The sequence below is a fragment of the Streptomyces sp. NPDC048197 genome (assembly GCF_043202395.1).
In the GTDB taxonomy this organism is placed as follows: domain Bacteria; phylum Actinomycetota; class Actinomycetes; order Streptomycetales; family Streptomycetaceae; genus Streptomyces; species Streptomyces siderophoricus.
The window spans coordinates 112,522-132,645 of sequence record NZ_JBIDAJ010000003.1 but is presented as its reverse complement, the minus strand read 5'-3'; the positions used below and the strand labels follow the sequence as shown (position 1 = coordinate 132,645).

Below are 20,124 nucleotides of genomic sequence, written 5' to 3'. Positions count from 1 at the left end.
GGTACCCTCGCCGCCATGAGTGCTGCTTCCGATCTTGACGCCACGGCCCCGGCCGACGAGCCCGCGGCCCACCTGGTGGCCGAATCCGCCTCCTCGCCTTCCGCCGCCGAATCGACGCCTCCCTCCTTCGTCGTGAACATCCCCGGCATCGCGGACGCCGACCTGGAGCCGGAGCCGCTGGACCCCGCGCAGATCGTCTCCGGTGCGCCCGAGGTGACGGGGAAGGTGCTGTGGGAGTCTCCGGACGGCCGGCAGCTCCGCGGTATCTGGCAGATCACGCCGGGTGTGGTGACCGACACCGAGGCCAATGAGCTGTTCGTTGTCGTCAGCGGACGCGCCACCATCGAGGTCGAAGGCGGCTCGGTCCTCGAGGTGGGCCCCGGCGACGCCTGCATCCTCCGCGAGGGCGACCGCACCCGCTGGACCGTCCACGAGACGCTCCGCAAGGCATACCACATCAGCCTCTAGCGGCCCTCTGGCGGCATGGCCATGGGGTGGAGCGGAGGAGGCGGGTCCCGCCGAGCGTCCCCGAGGGGCTGACTCGGCTCCGCCCGAACCGGGGAATGCCGTGGGCGGCAGGGTTGTTGTGGCCCCTGGTAACGCCGTACGGTCCCTGGCGGACGCATGCCTGCACCGACGGAGAGGAGTAGGCCGTGCCCGAGAGCAGCCCCGAGACACATGTCATCGACTTCCGTGCCGCGGAGCAGCTGCTGGCTGCCCGCGACCCCCGCGGCGCGATCCGGTTGCTGGACTCGGTCATCACCGCGCATCCGGAGAACACCGCGGCCCGCCTGCTGCGCGCCCGTGCCTTCTTCCTCGCCGCCCAACTACGGCCTGCGGAGCTGGAGTTCCAGATCGTGCTGGAACGTGAGCCCGACAACGCCTTCGCGCACTTCGCGCTCGCCCGCACCCTGGAGCGTGCCGCCCGTCCTGACGAGGCGCTCCGCCACTTCCGGCTGGCGGCGGCCCTGGACCCCCGCCCGGAGTTCATCCAGGCGGCCCGCTTCGCCCCGGACGCCACGGACAACGGTGACCGGGCGCCTGATGACCGGGCTGCTGGTGACCGGGCTCCGAAGGACGCTCCCGGCCGGCCGGACGGCGACGCGGGACCGCAGTAGGCAGGATCCCTGCCAACCTCTCCTCTGCGACCGCTCGCTTCCCTGCGACCGACCGCCGCCCACCGCCGCCTGCCGCGTCACACCGCCTGCCGTGTCACGGCCTGCTTCCGCGTCGGCGATTCGGGTTGCTGCGTATGCCGAAGGCGTCGTTCCGGCCCCGGTCGGGCTCGTACGGGGGTACGTCCTTGCCCGGTTGGTAGTGCGGGCCCTGGCGGATATGGCGGATGACCATGAACAGGTCCGCGGCCGCCACCATGGCGAGTGCGGCACACGCAGCCGCCCATTCCGGCCGCCCGAAGTCGGCGAAGGCCACGGCCCCGGCGACGGCCCACAGCAGTCCCCACAGCGCCAGTCCGCAGCGTATTTTCAGCGGGCTGCGTGCCTGCAGGGGCTCATTTCCCGTACGCATCGGCATCACCTCCCACTTCACCCTCCAGGATCCTCCTGATCCGTGAGTCAGTCACTGGTCTTCCTCTCCTAGGCAGGTCTTCGTGTCCTTGCAGGTCTTCGTCTCTGTGGTCGTCCTGTCGGTGGTGCGGGGACTGTCGGTGGGGCGGGGATCGCCTGCCGGGTGGCCGTTGATCCAGGACAGCCCGCCGATGTCCAGCTGCGAGCGGGCGCGGGTCACGGCCACGTATGCCAGGCGTGCCTCGTCCACGTCGATGGGGCCGGGGAGCGGCCGGCCGGTTTCGTCGCACTCGTCGAGGTCGTCGGGGCCCGTGAAGTCGTCCGCGATGCGTACGCTCGGCCACTCGCGGCCCTTGGCCCGATGGGCCGTGGACACCGTCACCTCGGCGGAGTCCTCGGGCGAGAGCCGGTCCAGGTCCTGGAGCACGGCGTCGGTGCCGTGCTCGTCGACGAGTTCCACCAGTGGCAGGAGGTCCCGTCCGGCCGGATCGAACTCCGCGTATTCGCGCAGCTCGGCCCAGGTCTCGAAGAGCATCAGCTCCGGGTGGCCGGTCCGGCGGCCGGCTTCGAGGTCGTGCACGGCGCGAGCCAGGGCGCTCAGGGTCTCGCCGCCGCCCGCGAGGGCGACCCGGCGGTCCGCCTCCAGCTGTCGTATCACCTCCACCATCGCCCCCACGTTGGTCCGGCACAGAATGGCCTCGGGGGAGCGGACCGGGCGCAGCTCCGTCTTCCGGTCCGGCGAGCCTCTGAGCCGGATCGGTGCGTCGACGATCGCGAGCCAGCGGTTGGCCTCGGCCGCCAGCGCCGGTCCGAAGCGGAAGGAGTGGGAGAGGGTGAGCCGGCTGCCGTCGAAGCCGGTCATCACGTCGCGGGCACCGCGCCAGCCGTAGATGGCCTGGGCGGAGTCCCCGACCAGCACCAGCTGGGCGTGGTCGCGCTGTGCGGTGAAGACCTGCTCGACGACGGGGTTGGTGTCCTGGGCCTCGTCCAGGAGCAGGAAGTCGGCCGGGATGACGGGCTCGGTCAGGGCCCACATCTTGAGGTAGTGGTCGTGCTCGAAGCGGACCACGCCGTGATCGGGGCGCTGCAGATCGGCCCACGCCTTGCGGGCGTACGGCAGAACGACCTCGGCGAGGTGGGCGTGCAGCGGTGGGGATTCGGCGCCGCGCAGGGGCGGGACGTGCCGGGCGCGGATCTCGCGGTCGGCCGACTGGCAGAAGCGGGTGACGGTGCGCAGGGCCGTATAGGAGAGTGCCTTGTGGGTGACCGTGCGGGCACCGATGCGTCAGGACATGCCGTCCTCGATGCCCAGGGCTGCGCCGGTGCGCCAGCCCGCTTGCCGTGGGGCGTTCATCCAGGACTGGTAGCGCCTGCCCACGGCGGTGTAGGCGAGGGCGTGGGCGGTTCCGCAGGCGACCTCGGTCGGGAAGGTCCGGGCGGCGTGGCGGGCGACGGCTCTGTTGAAGGCGATATAGCGGCCGAGCCGGCCCTGCCGTCGGGCGGAGTGCGCGAGCATCGCCAGCGTCGTCGTCTTGCCGGTGCCGGCACCGGCCTGGATGACGAGGTGGGCGCCCGTCGGAAAGACCTCGGCGGCGGCGCGTTGTTCGGGAGTCGGAGTCGGAGTGTTCTGCATTGGGCTGCCTTTCGTTGTGGGGGCGCGGCGGAGACGGGAGGTTCCGACCGCCGATCGCCATCGTTCGGCATTGCTCGATCACTGAGAGTGACGACGTAACTGACTGTAGCCGATCGCGGCGGATCCGCGACGAACTTTTTTCTGCCTGTGGATAACTCCGCCGTCCAGCGCCCGCCGTCCCCATCGCCGTCGGCGTTGTCAGTGCCGTCTGCTTTCATCGGGAGACGGCAGGAGCCGGAGGATTCGGACGTCAGGAGACGGCATGAGCGAGCGGTGGGAGGACGGCGGGTACGCCGCCGCGGCCTGCTGTGCCGCGGTCTTCATGCCCGCGCAGCCGCCCCGCGCCGGACGGATCGCGCTCTGGCGGCCCGACGGCGGGCCGCTCCCGGAGCCCGGCACCGATGCCCGCGACGACGGTGCGCAGCAGACGGCCGCGGAGGTGACGCAGCTGACCGTGGCCCGCCGCCATGGCAGCGGCGCCCGCGCGCGTACGGTGCCGGCCGTGCTGCTGCCGGTGGCCGAGGCCGTCCCCCTACTGGTCCGCGCCCGGCACGATCCGGCCGCGGACCCGGCCGCTGCCTGCTGGGGAGCTGCCACCCTGCACGCGCTGCATCTCGCCGCGCGCGGGCGGCTGCTGCCCGGGCTGACACCCGAGGACACCGATGCCTGGCGGGCCGGCCCGCTCGACCCGGACGACATCGCGCACCTCCGGGCGATCGCCGCCGCCATGCCCGCCGAGGCCTACGCCGTCCCCCTCCCCGGCAGCCGCCCGCTGCACCTGCCGGACCCCGTGGACCTGGTGCGGCGCTATGTGGACGCGGTGGTGGACGCGCTGCCCCGTACCCCGGCCGCCGAGTTGGTGGCCGGCGCCCCCTTCGCCGCGTCCGCATCGCAGCGCCTCCCCGGTGCGCGCGACTGGGCCGCCGAGGTCGCGGCCGGTGTCGATGCGGGGGTGCGGCTCTCCCTGCGGCTCGATCTCGCGCCGGACCGGCTCTTCGACGTCACGGGGGAGGGCGAAGAGGGCGGCGAGGGGAGTGCGGCGGTGGTGCTGCAGGTGCAGAGCCTCACGGACCCGACGCTGATCGCCGACGCCCGGCAGTTGTGGGACGGCGAAGCCGACCACTTCGGTCCGCGCTCCCGCGTCGACACCCTGCTCGCGCTACGCCGTGCCGCCCGTGTCTGGGCCCCGCTGACCCGCCTCCTGGAGCGCCCGGTTCCCGATGTACTCCCCCTCGGGGAGGACGAGTTGTACGAGCTGCTGGGGGATGCCGCGCCCCGGCTCGGCGCCGCGGGCATCGCCGTCCACTGGCCCAGGGAACTGGCCCGCGGGCTGACCGCGGCCGCGGTGCTGCGCCCGGCACCGGGCTCCGCCGCGGACGGCTTCGGGTTCTTCGACACCGGCCAACTGCTGCAGTTCCGCTGGCAGCTGGCGATGGACGGACTCCCGCTGACCGAGGCCGAGATGGACGAGCTCGCCGAGGCGCACCGGCCCGTCGTCCGACTGCGCGACCAGTGGGTCCTGGTGGACCCCGGCCTCGTGCGCAAGGCCCGTAAGCGGGAACTGGGCTATCTGGAGCCGGCCGACGCCCTCGCCGCGACGCTCAACGGCACCGCCGAGGTGGACGGGGAACAGGTCGAGGTGGTGCCTCTGGGGGCGCTCGCCGCACTGCGTGGCCGCCTCACCGCCGAAGCGCGCCCCCTGCCCCAGCCGTCCGGACTGCGCGCGACGCTCCGCGACTATCAACTACGGGGCATGACCTGGCTCGACACCATGACCACCCTCGGCCTCGGCGGCTGCCTGGCCGATGACATGGGCCTGGGCAAGACCATCACCGTCATCGCCCTCCACCTGCACCGGCGCCCCACCGACCCCGTCCTGGTGGTCTGTCCGGCCTCCCTCCTCGGCAACTGGCAGCGCGAGATCGAACGCTTCGCCCCCGGCACGCCCGTACGGCGCTTCCACGGCACCGGCCGCAGCCTGGAGGGCCTGACGGGCGGCTTCGTGCTGACGACGTACGGCACGATGCGCAGCAGCGCCGCCCAACTGGCCGCCCGGCGCTGGGCCTGGGTCGTCGCCGACGAGGCGCAGCATGTGAAGAACCCCCGCTCGTCCACGGCCAAGGCGCTGCGCGGCATCAAGGCGCCGGCCCGGATCGCGCTCACGGGCACGCCGGTCGAGAACAACCTCTCCGAGCTGTGGGCGCTCCTCGACTGGACCACGCCCGGCCTGCTCGGCCCGCTGAAGACGTTCCGCGCCCTGCACGCCCGTGAGGTCGAGGGCGGCCAGGATCCGGGGGCCGCCGAGCGGTTGGCGAGACTGGTGCGCCCGTTCGTCCTGCGCCGCAAGAAGTCCGACCCGGGGATCGCCCCCGAGCTCCCGCCCAAGACGGAGACCGACCACCCGGTCGCCCTCGGACGCGAACAGGCCGCCCTGTACCAGGCCGTGGTCCGCGAGACCCTCGCCCGGATCGAGACCGCCGAGGGCATCGCCCGCCGCGGCCTGGTCATGAAGCTGCTCACGGCCCTCAAGCAGATCTGCAACCACCCCGCGCAGTACCTCAAGGAGACCGCCCCGGGCCTGGCCGCCCGCTCCGGGAAGCTCGAACTCCTCGACGAGCTCCTGGAGACGATCCTCGCCGAAGGCGGCTCCACCCTGGTCTTCACCCAGTACGTGAGCATGGCCCGGCTCCTCGAACGCCATCTGGCCGCCCGCGGCATCCCCGCCCAGCTGCTGCACGGCGGCACCCCCGTCGCCGAACGGGAGAAGATGGTCGACCGGTTCCAGTCAGGGCACGCCCCGGTCTTCCTGCTGTCCTTGAAGGCGGCGGGCACCGGTCTGAACCTGACCCGCGCCGGACATGTGATCCACTACGACCGCTGGTGGAACCCGGCGGTGGAGGAGCAGGCCACCGACCGTGCCTACCGCATCGGCCAGACCCAGCCCGTGCAGGTCCACCGGCTGATCACCGAAGGCACCGTGGAGGACAGCATCGCCCAACTCCTCGCCGCCAAGAGGGCGCTGGCCGACGCCGTGCTCTCCGGAGGGGAGACCGCGCTCACCGAGCTCTCCGATGCCGAGCTGGCCGACCTCGTCTCCCTGAGGAGGGCCGGATGATCCCCCGTCGCCCCTCGGGGCGCGCCGCCGCCGCGGACCGGCTGGCCCGCGCCGACCGCACGCGCACCTTCCCGCCGCTGCCGCCCCGGCCCGGCGCCCGGGGCCTGTTCGCCGAGTCCTGGTGGGGCAGCGCCTGGCTGGACGCACTGGAGACCACCGCGCTCGACAGCGCCCGGCTCGCCCGTGGGCGGACCTACGCCCGCGACGGCCACGTCGACACCATCAACGTCACCCCGGGCCGCATCCTCGCCACCGTACGGGGCAGCAGGCCCCGCCCCTACAGCGCCGAGATCCGCCTGCGCACCCTCAGCGACCACCAATGGGACGGCCTCCTGGACGCCGTCGCCGCGGAACCGGACCAGCTCGCCGCCCTGCTGGCCAAAAAGCTCCCGCGGACCCTGGCCGAGGGCGAGGTGGGTCTCCTTCCCGGGCCGGGCGACCTCGTCCCCCGCTGCTCCTGCCCCGACCACGGCAGGCCCTGCAAACACGCCGCCGCGCTCTGCTTCCAGGTGGCCAGGCTGCTGGACGCCGACCCGTTCGTGCTGCTGCTGATGCGCGGCCGCGGCGAGCGTGAACTCCTCGACGCGCTCTCCCGCCGTAACACCGCCCTCACCGCCGGGGAGGCCCGCACCCGGACACCGGACGGCACGCCGCCGCCCACCAGCAGTGACGCCGCCGAGCCGGCGCCCTCCGGGCGCCCCGGTGCCACCGGCGAGGACCCGGCCGCAGCCGCGCCGGGGACGCCCGCGCCGCGCCCCGTCCTCGCCCGCGCCGCCCTCGCCGACCGCCACCGGCCGGCCCTCCCGCCGCCCCTGCCCGCGCCGCCGCAGCCCGGCCGGCCGCATGCCCTCCCCGAGGGCGACGGCCTGCCCTTCGACCCCGCCACCCTCGAACTGCTCGCCGCCGACGCCGCGGCCCGCGCCCACGCCTGCATCACCGCCGCCCCGGGCCCCGCCGGACGCCCCGCCCCCACCGGCCCCTTCCCAAAACTCCCACCCTGGGAGGACGCCGTTCGCCTCGCCGCCACGGCCCACCCCACCGCCGGACTGACCTCCGCCACCCGCACCCTCTACCGCGATCTCGCCGCGGCGACCGGACGAACCCCCACGGACGTGGCCCGCTCCGTCGCCGCCTGGCGCCAGGGCGGACCCGAAGGACTGTCCCTCCTCCACACCCCCTGGAACCCTCCGGCCGGCGACTTCGACCGGGCCCGCAGCGCCCTCCGCGCCGCGGACCTGCCGGCCCTCCGCCCCCACCACAACCACCTCACCGACCCGGCGCGCGGCATCCAGCTGCGCTTCGGCCACGACCACCGCTGGTACCCGTACGAATCCGAACCGGGCGCCGAGGACTGGTGGCCCGCCGGCCCCGCCGACCCCGACCCCGTAGGCGCCCTCACCACCCTGCTCGCACGATGACTAACCTCAAGGCCGTGGAAGGTCTCGACACACTCACCCGCGCCCTCGCCCGCCGCACCCCCGAGCAGCTCGCCGCACTCCTCACCCGCCACGCCGAGCCGCTCGCCCGCCGGCCCGCCCCCACCGAACTCCGCGGGCTGGCAACCGCGTTGTGGTCCTACGAAACCCTCCACCACCTGGTGCTGCACCTCGACCACCCCCGGCTCCAGGTACTCGCCACCACCGCCCGGCTCAGCCAGGAACGCACCGGACGGACCGCTCCCGCGCCCGGCGCCGACTACCAGTCCCTGATGGCGCACCGGCTCTCCTTCGCCCACCTGGCAGGCGAACCGGTCCCGCCCCAGGACGTGTTCGCCGCGCTCGGCGCCGACCGGCCCGGACCGGCACGTTCCGCCGCGGAGGCGGCCCTGCGCGCCCTCTACGACGACGGCCTCGCCGCGCCCACCGAAGACGGTGCCGTCGTCGTCCCGCCGCGCGTCCCCCAACTCCTCGGCGCCCACGACCTCGGCCCGTTCCGCCCCGATGCCCCACGGCTCGCCCCGGACCCGAGCGCCGACCCCGGCACGCCCGCCGCACCGGTCCCGGCGACCTCGCCGTACGACGAGTCCCGGGCTGCCGCGGCCGCCTTCGCCGCCACCCTGGAGCGCCTGCTGGCCTCTCTGGCCACCCGGCCCGCCGCCCTCCGCAAGTCGGGCGGGTTGGCCGTACGGGAGATCAAACGGCTGGCCAAGGCCGCCGGCGCCACCGAACCGCACGTCCGCCTGCTCCTCGACCTCGCCCTGGCCGCCGAGCTGATCGCCCTCACGCGCACCCCGGCGGGCATCACCGCGCTCCCCACCGGCGCCTATGACGACTGGCTGGAGCACCCGCCCGGCGCCCGCCTGGCCCCCGTCCTCGCCGCCTGGTCCGCCCTGTGGGCCGTCCCCACCCACACGCCGTTCGGAGAGGCCCCGAGCGCCCTCGTCCGCGGCAGCGACCGGCACGCCCCCGCCCTCCGGCACGCCCTCCTCGCCGCCCTGGCCACCGTGCCCGCCGGCGCCGGAGCACCCCTGCCGCCCCTGCCGTCCACGGGAGCCTCGGAGCAACCGGAGCCCGTGGACGGGCCGTTGACGGACCTTCTCCGGGCGGCGGACTGGTACCGCCCGCTCGCCGTCACGCGACAGCCGATGGCCGAGGAACGTGCCGTCCACACCCTCCACGAAGCGGCCTACCTCGGCCTCGTCGCGCACGGCACCCTCACCCCCCTCGGGCGGGCGTTGCTCAACGGTCCGGAAGCCCTCGCCGAGCCGCTCGGGGACCTGCTGCCGCCACCGCTCGAACAGGCCCACTTCCAGGCCGATCTGACCGCCGTCGTACCCGGCCGTCCGTCCGCCGCGCTTGCCCGACTGCTCGCCTCCGCCGCCGACCGGGAGTCCGAGGAACACGCCGTGACCTGGCGCTTCACCCCGGCATCGGTGCGCCGCGCGCTGGACGCCGGACACTCCGCCGACACCCTCCTGACGGAGCTCACCGGGGCCTCGGCGACCGGAGGTCTGCCGCAGCCGCTCCACTACCTCGTCCGGGACGCCGCCCGCGCCCACGGGCGGATGCAGGTGCTGCCCGCGGCCTGCTGCATCCGCTCCGACGACGAAACGCTCGTCCGGGAACTCGCCGGCCACCGCGCACTGCGCGACCTCGCCCTGCGCGCCATCGCCCCGACCGTCCTGGTCAGCGGCCGGCCGCCGACCGCCACCCTGGACGCGCTGCGTGCCGCGGGCTACGCGCCGGCCCTGGAGTCCGACACCGGCACGACCACCGTCGAACGCCTCCCCTCGCACCGCAGCCAGGCCCCCGCGCCGGCCCGCGACCCGCACGCCCCGCTCCACCTCGCCCGGCGCCTCCTGGGACACGAACAGCCACAGGAGGCCACCCTGAGCGGGCGGCCCTGACCGGGGGCGGAAACGGGCCGCGGTGGACGGCGCACGAGAGCGGCCCGGGCGGCGGCAACTCGTACTCCGTGCCGCCCCTGCGCGTCGGACAGGCGGCCGCCGACCACCTTGACCACGGCCCGGGCGCCCGGCTCCGCACGGTAGCGGTCCCGGAGCGGGCGGACGACCACACCTCCCGGAGGTGCGCCGGGCGCCCGGACAACGTCTCGCGGCCCTCGGCCAACTCCATCACCGCGCCCGCCTCGTAGGGGCCGCGGTACAACGCGGGCACCAACGGAGCCCGGCCGGCCAGCACTCCGGTCAGCTTCCCGGGTCCAGCCACCGCACTTGCCCGCCGGCCTCCACGGCGACGGAACACCGCGTCCCCCAACTCCCCGCGCCGGCCGTCCGTGCCGTGGCCGAGGTCCTGGACACCGGCGCCGTAGACCGCCGTCCACCCCGATCCGCGACGCCCCAGCGGTACGTCCCGGCAGGCGGCCGCGGGGTCAGCCCTCGGCCGGTTTGCGGTGCCCTGTACCGCCGGTGCGGCGCAGTGCCGTCGGACGGAAGCCGCGCGGGCGGGGGAGGCGTCGGGTGGTGGGGGCGGCCGTGACCGCGGACGGTGCGGCGGCCGTGGCCGGTGAGACCTCGGGCGGAGCGCCGGAGGCGGTGGGCGCGGCGGGCGGGACGGGCAGCGGGGGCGCCTCCCAGTCGGTGGCGCCGGTGACCGGACGGGCCCGGGCCGTGTCCCGCAGCATGGCCAGAGCGGCCGGGCCGCGCAGGAACGGTGCCGGACGCGGGCCGCCGGTGATGACGTCGAGGTAGGCGCGGCAGACGGTGGTCCGGCCGGCGGCGGGGGAGTGGCTGGGCACACCGGTGGCCACGGACCAGAGCTCGTCGACGAGGCGCCCGATGGTGCGCTGGACCCTCCGGGCGAGCGCCGGATCGTCCAGGCCGTACCGGCCCAGCGCCTCGCGCAGCGCGGCGGCGCCGTGGGCGGCGAGCGAGAGGCCCTGGCCGAAATCCGGGCTGAGCGCGGCCACCGCGCCGCCGAGCGCGAGGAATCCCGAGGGCCAGGACGGCAGTTGTTCGTAGCGGCGTCGCCGGTTGACCGGGTCGCGGGACAGCCGCACCTCGCTCAGCGGCTCGGCCTCGGCGATGAGGTCGCCGATGCGGGGGTCCCCCGCGCGCCGGGCGAACGGCACGAACCGGCCGGCGTGCTGGGTCGGCCGGTCCTCGCCGGTGCCGGTGAGCGTGACCAGCCAGCGGCCGCCCTCGATCGGCACCAGCGTCGCGGTCCGCTCCGGGACGGCCCGCACCCGCAGGGCACGTCCGGCGACGCTGCGGGTGGTACCGGAACGACCGGGCGGCGGCGCGACGAGGCCTGAACGGGACGTCAGCACCGGGAAGTTGTCGCTGCCCTCGGGGGCGCGGAAGATGCGGGTCGCCGAGACGGTCGCGGAGTCCGCGAGGTCCTCGGCCACCCGCGGCAGTCCCAGGGCGGCGAGGCGCGCCCGGCTGGTGGAGTGGCGGCCGGTGGCGTCGACGACCAGGTCGGCATCGAGCCGATACGTTTCGCCGGTCGTGGTGTCGCGGACCCGGACCCCGGTGACGTGTTCCGCGGTGCCGGTCAGCTCCTCCGCTTCGGTGCCGTCGATGACGGCGACCCCGGGGCGGGCGGACACCTGTTGGCGGGCGACCCGGTCGAGCAGGTCGCGGGAACAGGCGATCAGATGCGGCGGACAGTGCCGGTCCGACCGGCCCAGCGGAGCACGGCCGGCCAGCTCCGCCGGCACCGGAACCCGGCGGGCGCCCTCCGCCAGCCAGCGCTCGACGCTGCCGGGCACCAGGTCCTCGACCATCCGGGCACCGTCCGCGGCCAGGAGATGCGCGTGCCGGGCGTGCGGCAGGTCGGTCGGCAGCGCCGGGGTCCGCGGCAGCCGCTCCCGCTCGACGACGATGACCTCGGCGTACTCGGACAGCGCCGCCGCGGCGAGCATGCCCGTGAAGCCGCCGCCGAGCACCACGGCGAGGTAGGGGTGGGTGAACTGCAGCCCGGTGCCGGGCGTACTGCTCGAGGCGTTCATGGGCAGTCCCGTTCTCGTCGGCGGCGCACGGTCCCCCGGCGGGGGCGGGACGCGTCCAGGTAGAGCGGTGCCGCGTACGGCCGGGAGTGGCGGCGCGCGGCGGCGAGGACGGCATCCGTGGCAGCCGCGACGGTGGCCGTCAGCGAGGGCGGCAAGGACGCGGATGCGGTCCGCAGCAGGCGGAGAGGTGCCGGTGGAAGTGGCAGTGCGCGTTGTGGGTCCCGGCAGGCCGGCGCGTACGCCGGCCTGCCGCCCCCCGATTTCCCCATCATGATTCCCCCTCAGGCCGTGCCCGCGCTGCCCTGCAGGCGGCCAGGCCCTCCGCCACCCGCCCGTATCACCGGGTGCGGTGGGCGAGCAGCGCTGCCTCGCGGAGCGTGCTCGGCCCCAGGGGACGCGGCCGTCACCAGTGGTCAACGGCGGACACAATTCGGGATCGTAGGCGGCGGCGATCACATCCGGTAGCCGAGTTTGAGCGAGGGATGCGAGGCAGCCACCTCGGCCATACCGCTGGGTATATCCGAAGCAAAACGGCGCAATGGGTGGAAACCGCACTGGCGGTTTCTCGCGTCGCGAGAAAGCGGGCGGGAAAATCTCGCCAGACGAAGGGCAAGGGCAGCCCGAACCTCTCATGGTTGGCGCGAAATGATCGGGTATCCGCCCGACAACGGACGCCCCGCCTACCCTGTGCGGGCACCGCACTTGTGAACTTGAGGGAGAGTCGTGCGCGCGATTGTGATGCGAGATTTCGGCGGTCCGGACGTGCTGCGGCTGGAGGACGTGCCCGAGCCCGCACCCCGCGGCGGCCACTCGCTGGTCCAGGTGACCCTGGCCGGTGTCAATTACGCGGACGTCCATGTCCGGGGGGACTCCTACCTCGCTCCCGTGGAGCTGCCGTACATACCCGGCAACGAGGTCGTGGGGACCGTGGACGGCGGCCGCCGGGTCGTCGGGCTGTGCCGCGGCGGGGGCTACGCGGAACGGACCCTGCTGCACCGCCGCGTCACCTGGGACGTGCCCGACGCCATCAGTGACGAACAGGCCGTCGCACTGGCCCTCCAGGGCAACAGCGCCTGGCACTTGCTGTTCACCGTACTGCGGATCACCAAGGGCGAGACCCTCGTCGTGCCGGCCGCGGCCGGGGGCGTCGGCTCCCTGGCCGTCCAGCTCGCCGCGCACGCCGGGGCCAGGGTCATCGGCCTCGCCGGCTCGCCCGAGAAGCGCGAACTGGCCGCCGGACTGGGCGCCGAGGCCGTCATCGACTCGCACGCCGACGACCTGACGGAGCGCATCCTGGACGCCGCCGGCGGACCCGTCGACGCCGCCCTGGAGATGACCGGCGGCGCCACCTTCACCCGTACCCTCGCCGCCGTCGCACCGCGCGGCCGGCTCGCCGTCTACGGCTTCGCCGGCGGCGACCTGGCGAACGTCCCGACCCGGGACCTGATGGAGCGCTCCCTGACCGTCTCCGGCTTCTGGCTGCCGCAGCTCTACGCGGACCGTACGGCACTGCCGACGTCCATGCGGGCGCTGTTCGACGCCGTCGCCGACGGCACCCTCGAGCCGCTCACCGGCGCGGCCTACCCGCTCGGTGAGGCGGCCCGGGCGCACCACGACCTCACCGCCCGCACACCGACCGGGAAACTCGCCCTCGACGTCACCCGATAATGCGGACAACCCGGGGCCGCGGGCGGGCAGAACGGCTCCGGGAGCACTTCCGGGCGCCGACTGCCGGAGGGTGCGGCCGCGGGTGACGGGGGCGTCGGCTTCCACCGGACACGCCGGGCGCCTTCGGGCGCGGAACACTGCCAGGGGAGAGAGCACACGATGGGCAACAGCACCACAGCACCGGGTTCGCCGGCCTCGGCCGCGCCCGCCTCCGCTTCGGGCACCGGCGTCACTGCGCCGGGCTCCCCGGGGCGCAAGAGCGGACGCCGGACGGCCAGGAACGGGCACTCGGGGGGCAGCCGGACGTCGGGATCCAGCCATGCCGAGCGGGTCTTCCTCGTCCAGACCGCCTTCGCCGAACTCGGCGGATCGGCCCACGGCCCCGGCGAGATAGCCGAGTTCACCGGACTGGACGACTCCGTCGTCTACCGCATCCTGCAGTCCGGCATCTACCAGCGCATCTTCGAACGGGTCGACCGCGGCCTGTACCGCCTGTGCACCTCCGCCGCCCAGCTCGCCTTCACCGCGCTGGACCACCGCCTCGACGGCACCGTCACCCAGACCGTGCTGCAGGAACTGCGGAGTGCCACCGACGGCGGCCTGGCCTTCCTCTACATGGTGGCGCCCTTCTCCGGCGCCCAACGGCAGTGCGTCGACATGGCCGTCGGCGACTCCGACCTGGCCGAACTCGGCATGACACCGCGCGATGTGCTGTCCGTGACGCGCTCCCTGCGCACCGGCGCCTCCGGGCGGACGATCCTGGCCTACCTGCCGGAGGTGCTCCAGCAGCGGGTCCTGGCCGAGCCCGTACCGGACCAGGCCGGACCGGGCGTCTACCGGGACAACGACGCACTGGTGGCCTCCCTCGCGGAGGTCCGCGACCTCGGCCATGCGCTCGGCTACGAGGAGTGCATGGCCGGATGGAATTCCTGCGCCGCGCCCATCATGTGGGACGGCTCCATCATGGGGGCCGTCCTGCTGCTCAAGCTCAAGTCCGTGATGCCGGTGGCCCCCGAGAACGTCATCGAGGCGACGAAGGAGGCGGCGGCCGAACTCAGCCGCCACGGCGCCGCCGGCCCGGACGCGGGCCAGGCCTGAACCGCGGCGGGACCGAACCACACCCGACACCCGAGGGGGACCGATGGAAGCGGAGTTGGTGGCACTCGCCACGGCAGGGGCGACCACGCTCGTACAGCAGATGGCGACGGAGGGCTGGGCGACCGTCCGGCGCCGCATGGCGGCCTTCCTCGCCCGCCGCCGGGGCGCCGGGGACGAGGCCGCGCTGGAGGGCGAACTGGACGACTCGCGCGCCGATCTCGTCGCCGCGCAGGAGGAGGGCGACCAGGACGGGGTGGCGGGCGTGACCACGGCCTGGCGGCTGCGGCTGCGCCGGCTGCTCAGCGAGGACCCGGCCGCCGCGGCCGAACTCCGCGCCCTGCTCGATGAGGTGGCGCCCGAACCGGACCGCGGAACCGTGCCGGAGGTGCACAACACCATCAGCGGCGGGGTCCAGCACGGCGCGGTCATCCAGGCCGGCGTCGTCTCCGGAGACCTCACCTTCCACGCCCCGCCCGGCGGACCGCTCCCCGGCTGACGCCCCGCGCGCCGCGCCCCGCCGCCCGGCACAATGGCGGGGTGCGGCTCGAAGCGATCACCTGGGAACGGCTCACCGACGCGCTCGCCGAGCGGATCCTCACCACGGAGGCCGAGGACGGCAGCCCCTGGCGGAGAGTCGCCCTCGACGGAGCGCCCGCCGCCGCACCCGGCGAGCTGGCCGGGCGGCTCGCCGAGGCACTGCGGCTCCGCGGCCGGGCGGTGCACAAGGCCGGCGCCTTCGGCTTCCTGCGCCCCGCCTCGCTGCGCCTCGAATACGGCCGGGAGGACCCGGACGCCTACCACGACGAGTGGTTCGACCGGCAGGCGCTGTGGCGCGAGGTGTTCCAGCCGCTCGACCCGGGCGGCACCGGACGCGTCCTCCCGGACCTCTGGGACCCGGTGGCCGACCGGGCGACCCGCAGCGCGTACGTGACGCTGCCGCCCGGCGGCGTCCTGCTGTTGCACGGTCCCCTCCTGCTCGGTCACTGGTTCCCCTTCGATCTCACCGTCCACCTCACGCTGTCGCCGGCCGCGCTCGCTCGCCGTACCCCGCAGCACGAGCACTGGACGCTGCCCGCCTTCGCGCGCTACGAGGCCGAGACCCGGCCCGAGGAGGCCGCGGACATCGTCGTGCGGACCGACGACCCGCGCCGGCCGGCCTGGAGCGGACCCGCCTGATCCGGCGGCCGCAGAACGGTCCGGCGGCCTCAGACGAGCTGCCGGATCTCGCCGCGGACGCGGTAGAACCCGCCCGCGGCCGCCGACAGGTCGTCGACGACGTACCGCGCCCCGGGCCGGCGTATGTGACGGGGGAACTGGACGTTCCAGGACGGCTCGTAGCCCTCGGAGACCACATGGACCCGCAGCCGGCCGCCCTCCTGCACGCACTCCACCACGACCCCCGAGGCGGCCGCGGACGCCACCGTCCGCACCGTGGCCGACGGCGTGTACGTCGGCAGCGCGGCGGCCGACTTCACATCCCGGGCCACCGGCACCGTGCCCGCCCGGGCGGCGGCGACGGCCGCCTCGCTCGCGTCCACGCACACCAGCGATCCGTCGGTGGTGACCATGTAGAGCTTCTCGTCCAGATACTGCATCGACAGCGCCGAACCCCCGCCCGTGCCCAGCTTCCACAGGCGGGTGCCGTCGGCGGCGAAGCAGTACACCGACGAGGCCGAGTCGCCGGCGAAGACGTAGCGGCCGTCCGGTGCCGTCGCGCAGGAGTAGACGACCGTGTCGCAGGCATACGTCGCCTCCAGCGCCCCGGAGTCCTTCGCCAGCCGCTGGACCACCCGCCGGTCGGTACCGGCGTACACCGAGTCGTCCTCCTGCCAGCCGAACAGCACCGCGCCCTGGGTCGGCGTGTGCCACAACTCGCCGCTGCCGTCGGCGGAATAGGCCGTCACGCCGCGGCGGTGGCCGTGGTAGACGGCGCGCTCGTCCCGCCGCACCATCCAAGCGTGCTCGCCGGCACTGCGTCGCGACCACTGGTACTCGTCCTCGTGGTCGATGACCGTCAGACCGCCGTTGCGGTCCGCGACGTTCAGGATGCCCTCGCGGATGTCCAGCCAGAAGATGTCGACGTCGGGGGCGATGTCGTAGGCGGCGAACGGGAGCTTCGAGGAGAGGTCGTAGACCGTGCCGTCGTCACAGCCGGCGTAGATCCAGAAGTCGTCCGCCACCAGGCACTTGACGCCGGCCGGCAGCCGGTAGTGCGCCAGCACCTCGCCGTCGTGGCCGAGGGCGTGCACATCGCCGTTCTGGTTGGCGACCCAGGCGCGGTCCTCGTCGATGTGGATGCCGAACGCCGCGGCGCCCGTGCGGAACCGCCACAGCACCGGCGCGACCGCGCGGGCCGTGGACGGCGCCGAGGACACCTGACGGCGTGTCACCGGGCGGGCGCTGCGCTGCCCCTGGACGGCCGGGGCGTAGCCCTTGCGGACCTTCTCGCCGATCTTCTTCGCGGCCGCGGCCTGTGCCTTCTCCCGCGTCGGGAACGTCGAGGTCTGCTGCTGGCCGGCCGCGCCGATCCGGCCGTAGCGCACCGAGACGACCGTGTCCCGCACCGTCACCTCGTAGAACTTGTGGGCGCCGCCGCCCTCTTGGGACAGTTCCAGATACGTCGTGGTCTCGGACATGGTGCTCCCCTCCCCGGGCGGCCCCGACGGCCGTCCCCCGCTGTGAAAAACCGTACGGCCGACCACTGACAACGGGCCGTGGAGCGTGCGCCGGGGCCGCTGAAAGCCCTGCTCAGGGCGGCGGTTAGCGTGGGGGCGTGACCTCTTCCTTCACCGCATCAGACCCCTCCGGCGCGGCCGACGCGCTGCCCGGCAGCCAGGGACCCACCGCAACCGTGGAAGCCCGGCCGGGCTCCGTCGGCACCGTCCGGATGACCTACGCGCCCGACCCGGACGGCGACCCGGACCCGGGCGAGATCGTCTGGACCTGGGTGCCCTACGAGGAGAACGACGGCCGGGGCAAGGACCGGCCGGTACTGGTCGTCGCCCGGGAGACCGGCGGCACGCTGCTGGCGGTCCAGCTGTCCAGCAAGCGGCACAGCAACGACCGGGAGTGGGTGGCCATCGGCGCAGGCCCCTGGGACCGCGCGGGCCGCGACTCCTGGGTGGCGCTCGACCGGGTCCTGCGGGTGCACCCGGAGGGCATGCGGCGCGAGGCGTGCGCCCTGGACCGGGGCCGCTTCAACCTCGTCGCCAACCGGCTGCGGGAGTTCCACGGCTGGCGCTGAACGCCCGGGGCCCGGGCGGCGTCAGGCCTCCGCCAGCGCCAGCAGCTTGGTGACGGTGTTCCAGTTACGGGCAGTGGCCGTCACCCCGAGCGGGACGCGGCTCACCAGCGCGGCGAGCTTGGAGCGGCCGATGCCGTCCGGGCACCACAAGTACAGTTCGCGTCCGGCCAGCCGGAACCGGTCGGGCGCGAACGCCGCCTGGTCGATCGCCTCCAGGCGCGAGGTGTCGGCCGGCACCTCCGACAGGAACGTCAGGTGCAGGCTCTTGGGCTCCGCCTCGGCCGCCGGGAACGGATTCGCGGCGACCGCGGCGGCCAGCTCGTCACGGGTCCGCACGACCACCGGCACCGTGAGGCCGAGGTCGGCGGCGATCCGGTCCTCGATCCTCCGGGCCGTCTCGCCGGGCGGGGTGCCCGGATCGGCGAAGACGAGGTTGCCGGTCTGCAGCAGCACGGTGACGTCCTTCAGGCCCAGCGACTCCGCAAGCTCCCGCTGCCGGGCCTTGGGGAAGGAGTTGTGGCCTCCGACGTTGATGCCGCGGAGCAGGGCGATCTGACGGGACATGGCACTGCCCTTCGGGGAGCCGGCCTCGGTGAGGACGGACGACGGCCGGAACCGGGAGCCGGAACCGGAGTGACAGGATCAGAAGAGCGGCGCGGGCAGCACGCCTTCGAGCGCGAGCAGCTGCCGCTTGGTCTCCAGACCGCCGCCGAAGCCGCCGATCCCGCCGTCACTGGCGACGACACGGTGGCAGGGCACGACGACCGGCAGCGGATTGGAACCCATCGCCGCACCCACCGCGCGGGCGGCACCCGGCTCCCCGACCCGGTCGGCGAGGTCCTGGTAGCCGACCACGTCGCCGTAGCGGACACCGGAGGCCAGGGCCTGCAGGACCCGGGCGTGGAAACCGGACGACAGCGACCAGTCCAGGGGCACGGTGAAGGTCCGCAGCTCCCCGGCGAAATAGGCGGTGAGCTCGGCCGCGGCCGTCGCCAGATGGGGTATCTCCGCGAGCGGCGGCCCGCCGAAGAACTGCTCCAGCCGGGTCAGCGCCCGGCGGCCCCTCCGCTCGTCGGCATGGAAGACGACCTGCACCAGACCGTCCCGCGTCGCGGCGAGCAGCAGCGGACCGATGGGGGTCGCAAGGCGGGTCCACGCCCAGTCGCGCCGCGCGGCGGACCCGGTCTTCGACGGCGTGTCCGCCCGCGCCGCCGGCCCTGGAACCTGCTCGGAATTCGTCACCTGATCAGGGTAGGACGCCCCACTGACAACGCGGCGGGAAACGGCCCCGCGACGGCCTCCCGCTGGGTCGTTCCCGCAGGTCGGCGGCGCTCAGTCGGAGTGGTCGGGGCCCTCCACGGCCTCCCGCACCACGTCCGGCTTGTTCGTGATGATCCCGTCGACGCCCAGACCGGCGACCTTCACCGCGGTGGCCGCGTCGTCGACGGTCCAGGTGTACAGGTCCAGCGCCCGCCGGTGCGGCCCCCGAAGCCCGTGCACGGCGGCGACGTACTGCGGGGTGACCGCCGTGTGGACCGGATTGATCTGGTCGCAGTACTTCGCGTACTTCGGCAGGTCGGCCACCGACGGGTTCCCGAGGAAGCCGGTCCTGACGTCGGGGCGGAGGGTGTGCACGGTCTTGATGGCGTCGGCGTTGAAGCTCTGGATGATCAGCCGGTGCCGAACATGCTCCCTGTCCAGCCAGCCGGCCCGGCGCAGCTCCCTGAGTGTCTGCAGCTCGATGCCCGGATAGAGCTCCGGGGACTTCAGCTCCATCAGCAGGTTCTGGTCGTTCTCCTCGACCTCGTCCATGTAGTCCTCCAGGGTCGGCACCCGCTCGCCCTCGAACTTCGCTCCGAACCAGCTGCCCGCGTCCAGCTTCTCGATCTCCTTGAGGGTGAAGTCCGAGACGTTCCAGGGGGAGCGGTCGGGGAAGACCTTCTTGACGTTGGTGGTCCGTGCGAGCGAGTTGTCATGGAGGATGACCAGCTCACCGTCCTTGGTGCGCTGTACGTCGTTCTCGACCCATTCGAAGCCGAGCCGGGCGGCTTCGTCGATGGAGGCCAGGGTGTTCTCGGGGGCGTACGACGAGGCGCCGCGGTGGGCGACCGTCACCGGGGCGGTCCGGTGCGGTGCGGCCTGGGCGGCGGCAGGGGAGAGGACGAGCGCGGACAGACCCATGAGCGCACCGGCGACGACGGTGGCGACGGGGCGAATACGCATACGGACTCCTCGTGACGTCGTTGAGGTGAGCTGACGAGAACGGACGGGAACCGGAGGGACGGAGAGAGGCTCGCAGCCGGGCCGTAGCGGGAGGCGGTCGTGCGGTGGCCGGGCGCTGAACGAGACGTGGCCGGTGTGCCGTGTGGAGCGTCGCGCAATTGCAGGATGCCCGGATCTGTCATGCAACAGACGTACGCTTCCGCCG

The 20,124-nt window shown here is 74.1% G+C and carries 16 protein-coding genes and 1 pseudogene; 10 read left to right on the top strand and 7 right to left on the bottom strand.

All coding sequences use genetic code 11. The features are described from left to right. Nucleotides 1-15: 15 nt before the first annotated feature. Nucleotides 16-468 carry a cupin domain-containing protein gene (locus ACGF4C_RS05915; RefSeq protein ID WP_393563626.1) on the top strand — a complete coding sequence of 151 codons (453 nt, stop codon included), beginning with the start codon at nt 16-18 and terminating at the stop codon, nt 466-468. A gap of 185 nt (nt 469-653) precedes the next feature. Beyond that, nucleotides 654-1,118, top strand: a complete 465-nt coding sequence (locus ACGF4C_RS05910; protein ID WP_393563624.1) for a tetratricopeptide repeat protein — start codon at nt 654-656, stop codon at nt 1,116-1,118. A 94-nt stretch (nt 1,119-1,212) separates the two neighbouring features. Here the strand turns inward: ACGF4C_RS05910 and ACGF4C_RS05905 are convergent, their stop codons facing one another. Then, on the bottom strand, nt 1,213-1,527 hold the full coding sequence (locus ACGF4C_RS05905) for a DUF6343 family protein (RefSeq protein ID WP_393563622.1): 315 nt from the start codon (nt 1,525-1,527) through the stop codon (nt 1,213-1,215). A gap of 51 nt (nt 1,528-1,578) precedes the next feature. Beyond that, nucleotides 1,579-3,159: pseudogene (locus ACGF4C_RS05900) on the bottom strand (UvrD-helicase domain-containing protein). Nucleotides 3,160-3,421: 262 nt separating this feature from the next. Here ACGF4C_RS05900 and ACGF4C_RS05895 point away from each other — a divergent pair. The 3 genes from ACGF4C_RS05895 to ACGF4C_RS05885 are packed head-to-tail and all read left to right on the top strand — an operon-like array spanning nt 3,422 to nt 9,620. Further along, entirely contained in the window at nt 3,422-6,274 is a 2,853-nt protein-coding gene (locus ACGF4C_RS05895) for a DEAD/DEAH box helicase (protein WP_393563620.1), read from the top strand. Next, on the top strand, nt 6,271-7,692 hold the full coding sequence (locus ACGF4C_RS05890) for an SWIM zinc finger family protein (protein ID WP_393563618.1): 1,422 nt from the start codon (nt 6,271-6,273) through the stop codon (nt 7,690-7,692). Before ACGF4C_RS05895 ends, ACGF4C_RS05890 begins: the two co-directional genes overlap by 4 nt. A gap of 14 nt (nt 7,693-7,706) precedes the next feature. Further along, complete coding sequence (locus tag ACGF4C_RS05885; RefSeq protein ID WP_393563616.1) at nt 7,707-9,620, top strand: helicase-associated domain-containing protein; 1,914 nt, start codon at nt 7,707-7,709, stop codon at nt 9,618-9,620. A 485-nt stretch (nt 9,621-10,105) separates the two neighbouring features. Here ACGF4C_RS05885 and ACGF4C_RS05880 read toward each other — a convergent pair whose 3' ends face one another. Continuing rightward, nucleotides 10,106-11,686 carry an FAD-dependent monooxygenase gene (locus tag ACGF4C_RS05880; protein WP_393563614.1) on the bottom strand — a complete coding sequence of 527 codons (1,581 nt, stop codon included), beginning with the start codon at nt 11,684-11,686 and terminating at the stop codon, nt 10,106-10,108. Between the two features lie 723 nt (nt 11,687-12,409). Here ACGF4C_RS05880 and ACGF4C_RS05875 point away from each other — a divergent pair. The 4 genes from ACGF4C_RS05875 to ACGF4C_RS05860 all read left to right on the top strand — a co-directional run bounded on the left by ACGF4C_RS05875 (nt 12,410) and on the right by ACGF4C_RS05860 (nt 15,628). After that, a complete protein-coding gene (locus tag ACGF4C_RS05875) occupies nt 12,410-13,354 on the top strand; it encodes a zinc-binding alcohol dehydrogenase family protein (protein ID WP_393563612.1) in 945 nt (314 codons plus the stop codon). A 159-nt stretch (nt 13,355-13,513) separates the two neighbouring features. Next, the gene (locus ACGF4C_RS05870) at nt 13,514-14,452 is read left to right on the top strand and encodes an IclR family transcriptional regulator C-terminal domain-containing protein (RefSeq protein ID WP_393563610.1); all 939 of its coding nucleotides are present in this window, start codon (nt 13,514-13,516) and stop codon (nt 14,450-14,452) included. 43 nt (nt 14,453-14,495) lie between these two features. Further along, nucleotides 14,496-14,948, top strand: coding sequence for a hypothetical protein (locus ACGF4C_RS05865; protein ID WP_393563608.1), 453 nt, complete (start codon nt 14,496-14,498; stop codon nt 14,946-14,948). Nucleotides 14,949-14,989: 41 nt separating this feature from the next. Continuing rightward, on the top strand, nt 14,990-15,628 hold the full coding sequence (locus ACGF4C_RS05860) for a uridine kinase (RefSeq protein WP_393563606.1): 639 nt from the start codon (nt 14,990-14,992) through the stop codon (nt 15,626-15,628). A gap of 29 nt (nt 15,629-15,657) precedes the next feature. Here ACGF4C_RS05860 and ACGF4C_RS05855 read toward each other — a convergent pair whose 3' ends face one another. Then, the gene (locus ACGF4C_RS05855) at nt 15,658-17,088 is read right to left on the bottom strand and encodes a WGR domain-containing protein (RefSeq protein WP_393563604.1); all 1,431 of its coding nucleotides are present in this window, start codon (nt 17,086-17,088) and stop codon (nt 15,658-15,660) included. A gap of 137 nt (nt 17,089-17,225) precedes the next feature. On the opposite strand from ACGF4C_RS05855, the gene ACGF4C_RS05850 reads away from it, so the two are divergent. Continuing rightward, complete coding sequence (locus ACGF4C_RS05850) at nt 17,226-17,696, top strand: type II toxin-antitoxin system PemK/MazF family toxin (protein WP_201802071.1); 471 nt, start codon at nt 17,226-17,228, stop codon at nt 17,694-17,696. A 21-nt stretch (nt 17,697-17,717) separates the two neighbouring features. Here ACGF4C_RS05850 and ACGF4C_RS05845 read toward each other — a convergent pair whose 3' ends face one another. The 3 genes from ACGF4C_RS05845 to ACGF4C_RS05835 form a co-directional block, all read right to left on the bottom strand. Continuing rightward, entirely contained in the window at nt 17,718-18,260 is a 543-nt protein-coding gene (locus ACGF4C_RS05845) for a DUF1697 domain-containing protein (protein ID WP_393563602.1), read from the bottom strand. A 78-nt stretch (nt 18,261-18,338) separates the two neighbouring features. Beyond that, nucleotides 18,339-18,938: a methylated-DNA--[protein]-cysteine S-methyltransferase gene (locus ACGF4C_RS05840; RefSeq protein WP_393563600.1), complete on the bottom strand. Its 600-nt coding sequence runs from the start codon at nt 18,936-18,938 to the stop codon at nt 18,339-18,341. A 90-nt stretch (nt 18,939-19,028) separates the two neighbouring features. Next, complete coding sequence (locus ACGF4C_RS05835; protein WP_393563598.1) at nt 19,029-19,919, bottom strand: glycerophosphodiester phosphodiesterase; 891 nt, start codon at nt 19,917-19,919, stop codon at nt 19,029-19,031. Nucleotides 19,920-20,124: the final 205 nt, after the last annotated feature.

Bases quoted from the DNA above. Each gene is read 5' to 3' on its own strand.
- ACGF4C_RS05915 (WP_393563626.1), top strand. From the start codon at position 16: ATGAGTGCTGCTTCCGATCTTGACGCCACGGCCCCGGCCGACGAGCCC.
- ACGF4C_RS05905 (WP_393563622.1), bottom strand. From the start codon at position 1,527: ATGCGTACGGGAAATGAGCCCCTGCAGGCACGCAGCCCGCTGAAAATA.
- ACGF4C_RS05895 (WP_393563620.1), top strand. From the start codon at position 3,422: ATGAGCGAGCGGTGGGAGGACGGCGGGTACGCCGCCGCGGCCTGCTGT.
- ACGF4C_RS05890 (WP_393563618.1), top strand. From the start codon at position 6,271: ATGATCCCCCGTCGCCCCTCGGGGCGCGCCGCCGCCGCGGACCGGCTG.
- ACGF4C_RS05880 (WP_393563614.1), bottom strand. From the start codon at position 11,686: ATGAACGCCTCGAGCAGTACGCCCGGCACCGGGCTGCAGTTCACCCAC.
- ACGF4C_RS05870 (WP_393563610.1), top strand. From the start codon at position 13,514: ATGGGCAACAGCACCACAGCACCGGGTTCGCCGGCCTCGGCCGCGCCC.
- ACGF4C_RS05865 (WP_393563608.1), top strand. From the start codon at position 14,496: ATGGAAGCGGAGTTGGTGGCACTCGCCACGGCAGGGGCGACCACGCTC.
- ACGF4C_RS05855 (WP_393563604.1), bottom strand. From the start codon at position 17,088: ATGTCCGAGACCACGACGTATCTGGAACTGTCCCAAGAGGGCGGCGGC.
- ACGF4C_RS05845 (WP_393563602.1), bottom strand. From the start codon at position 18,260: ATGTCCCGTCAGATCGCCCTGCTCCGCGGCATCAACGTCGGAGGCCAC.
- ACGF4C_RS05835 (WP_393563598.1), bottom strand. From the start codon at position 19,919: ATGCGTATTCGCCCCGTCGCCACCGTCGTCGCCGGTGCGCTCATGGGT.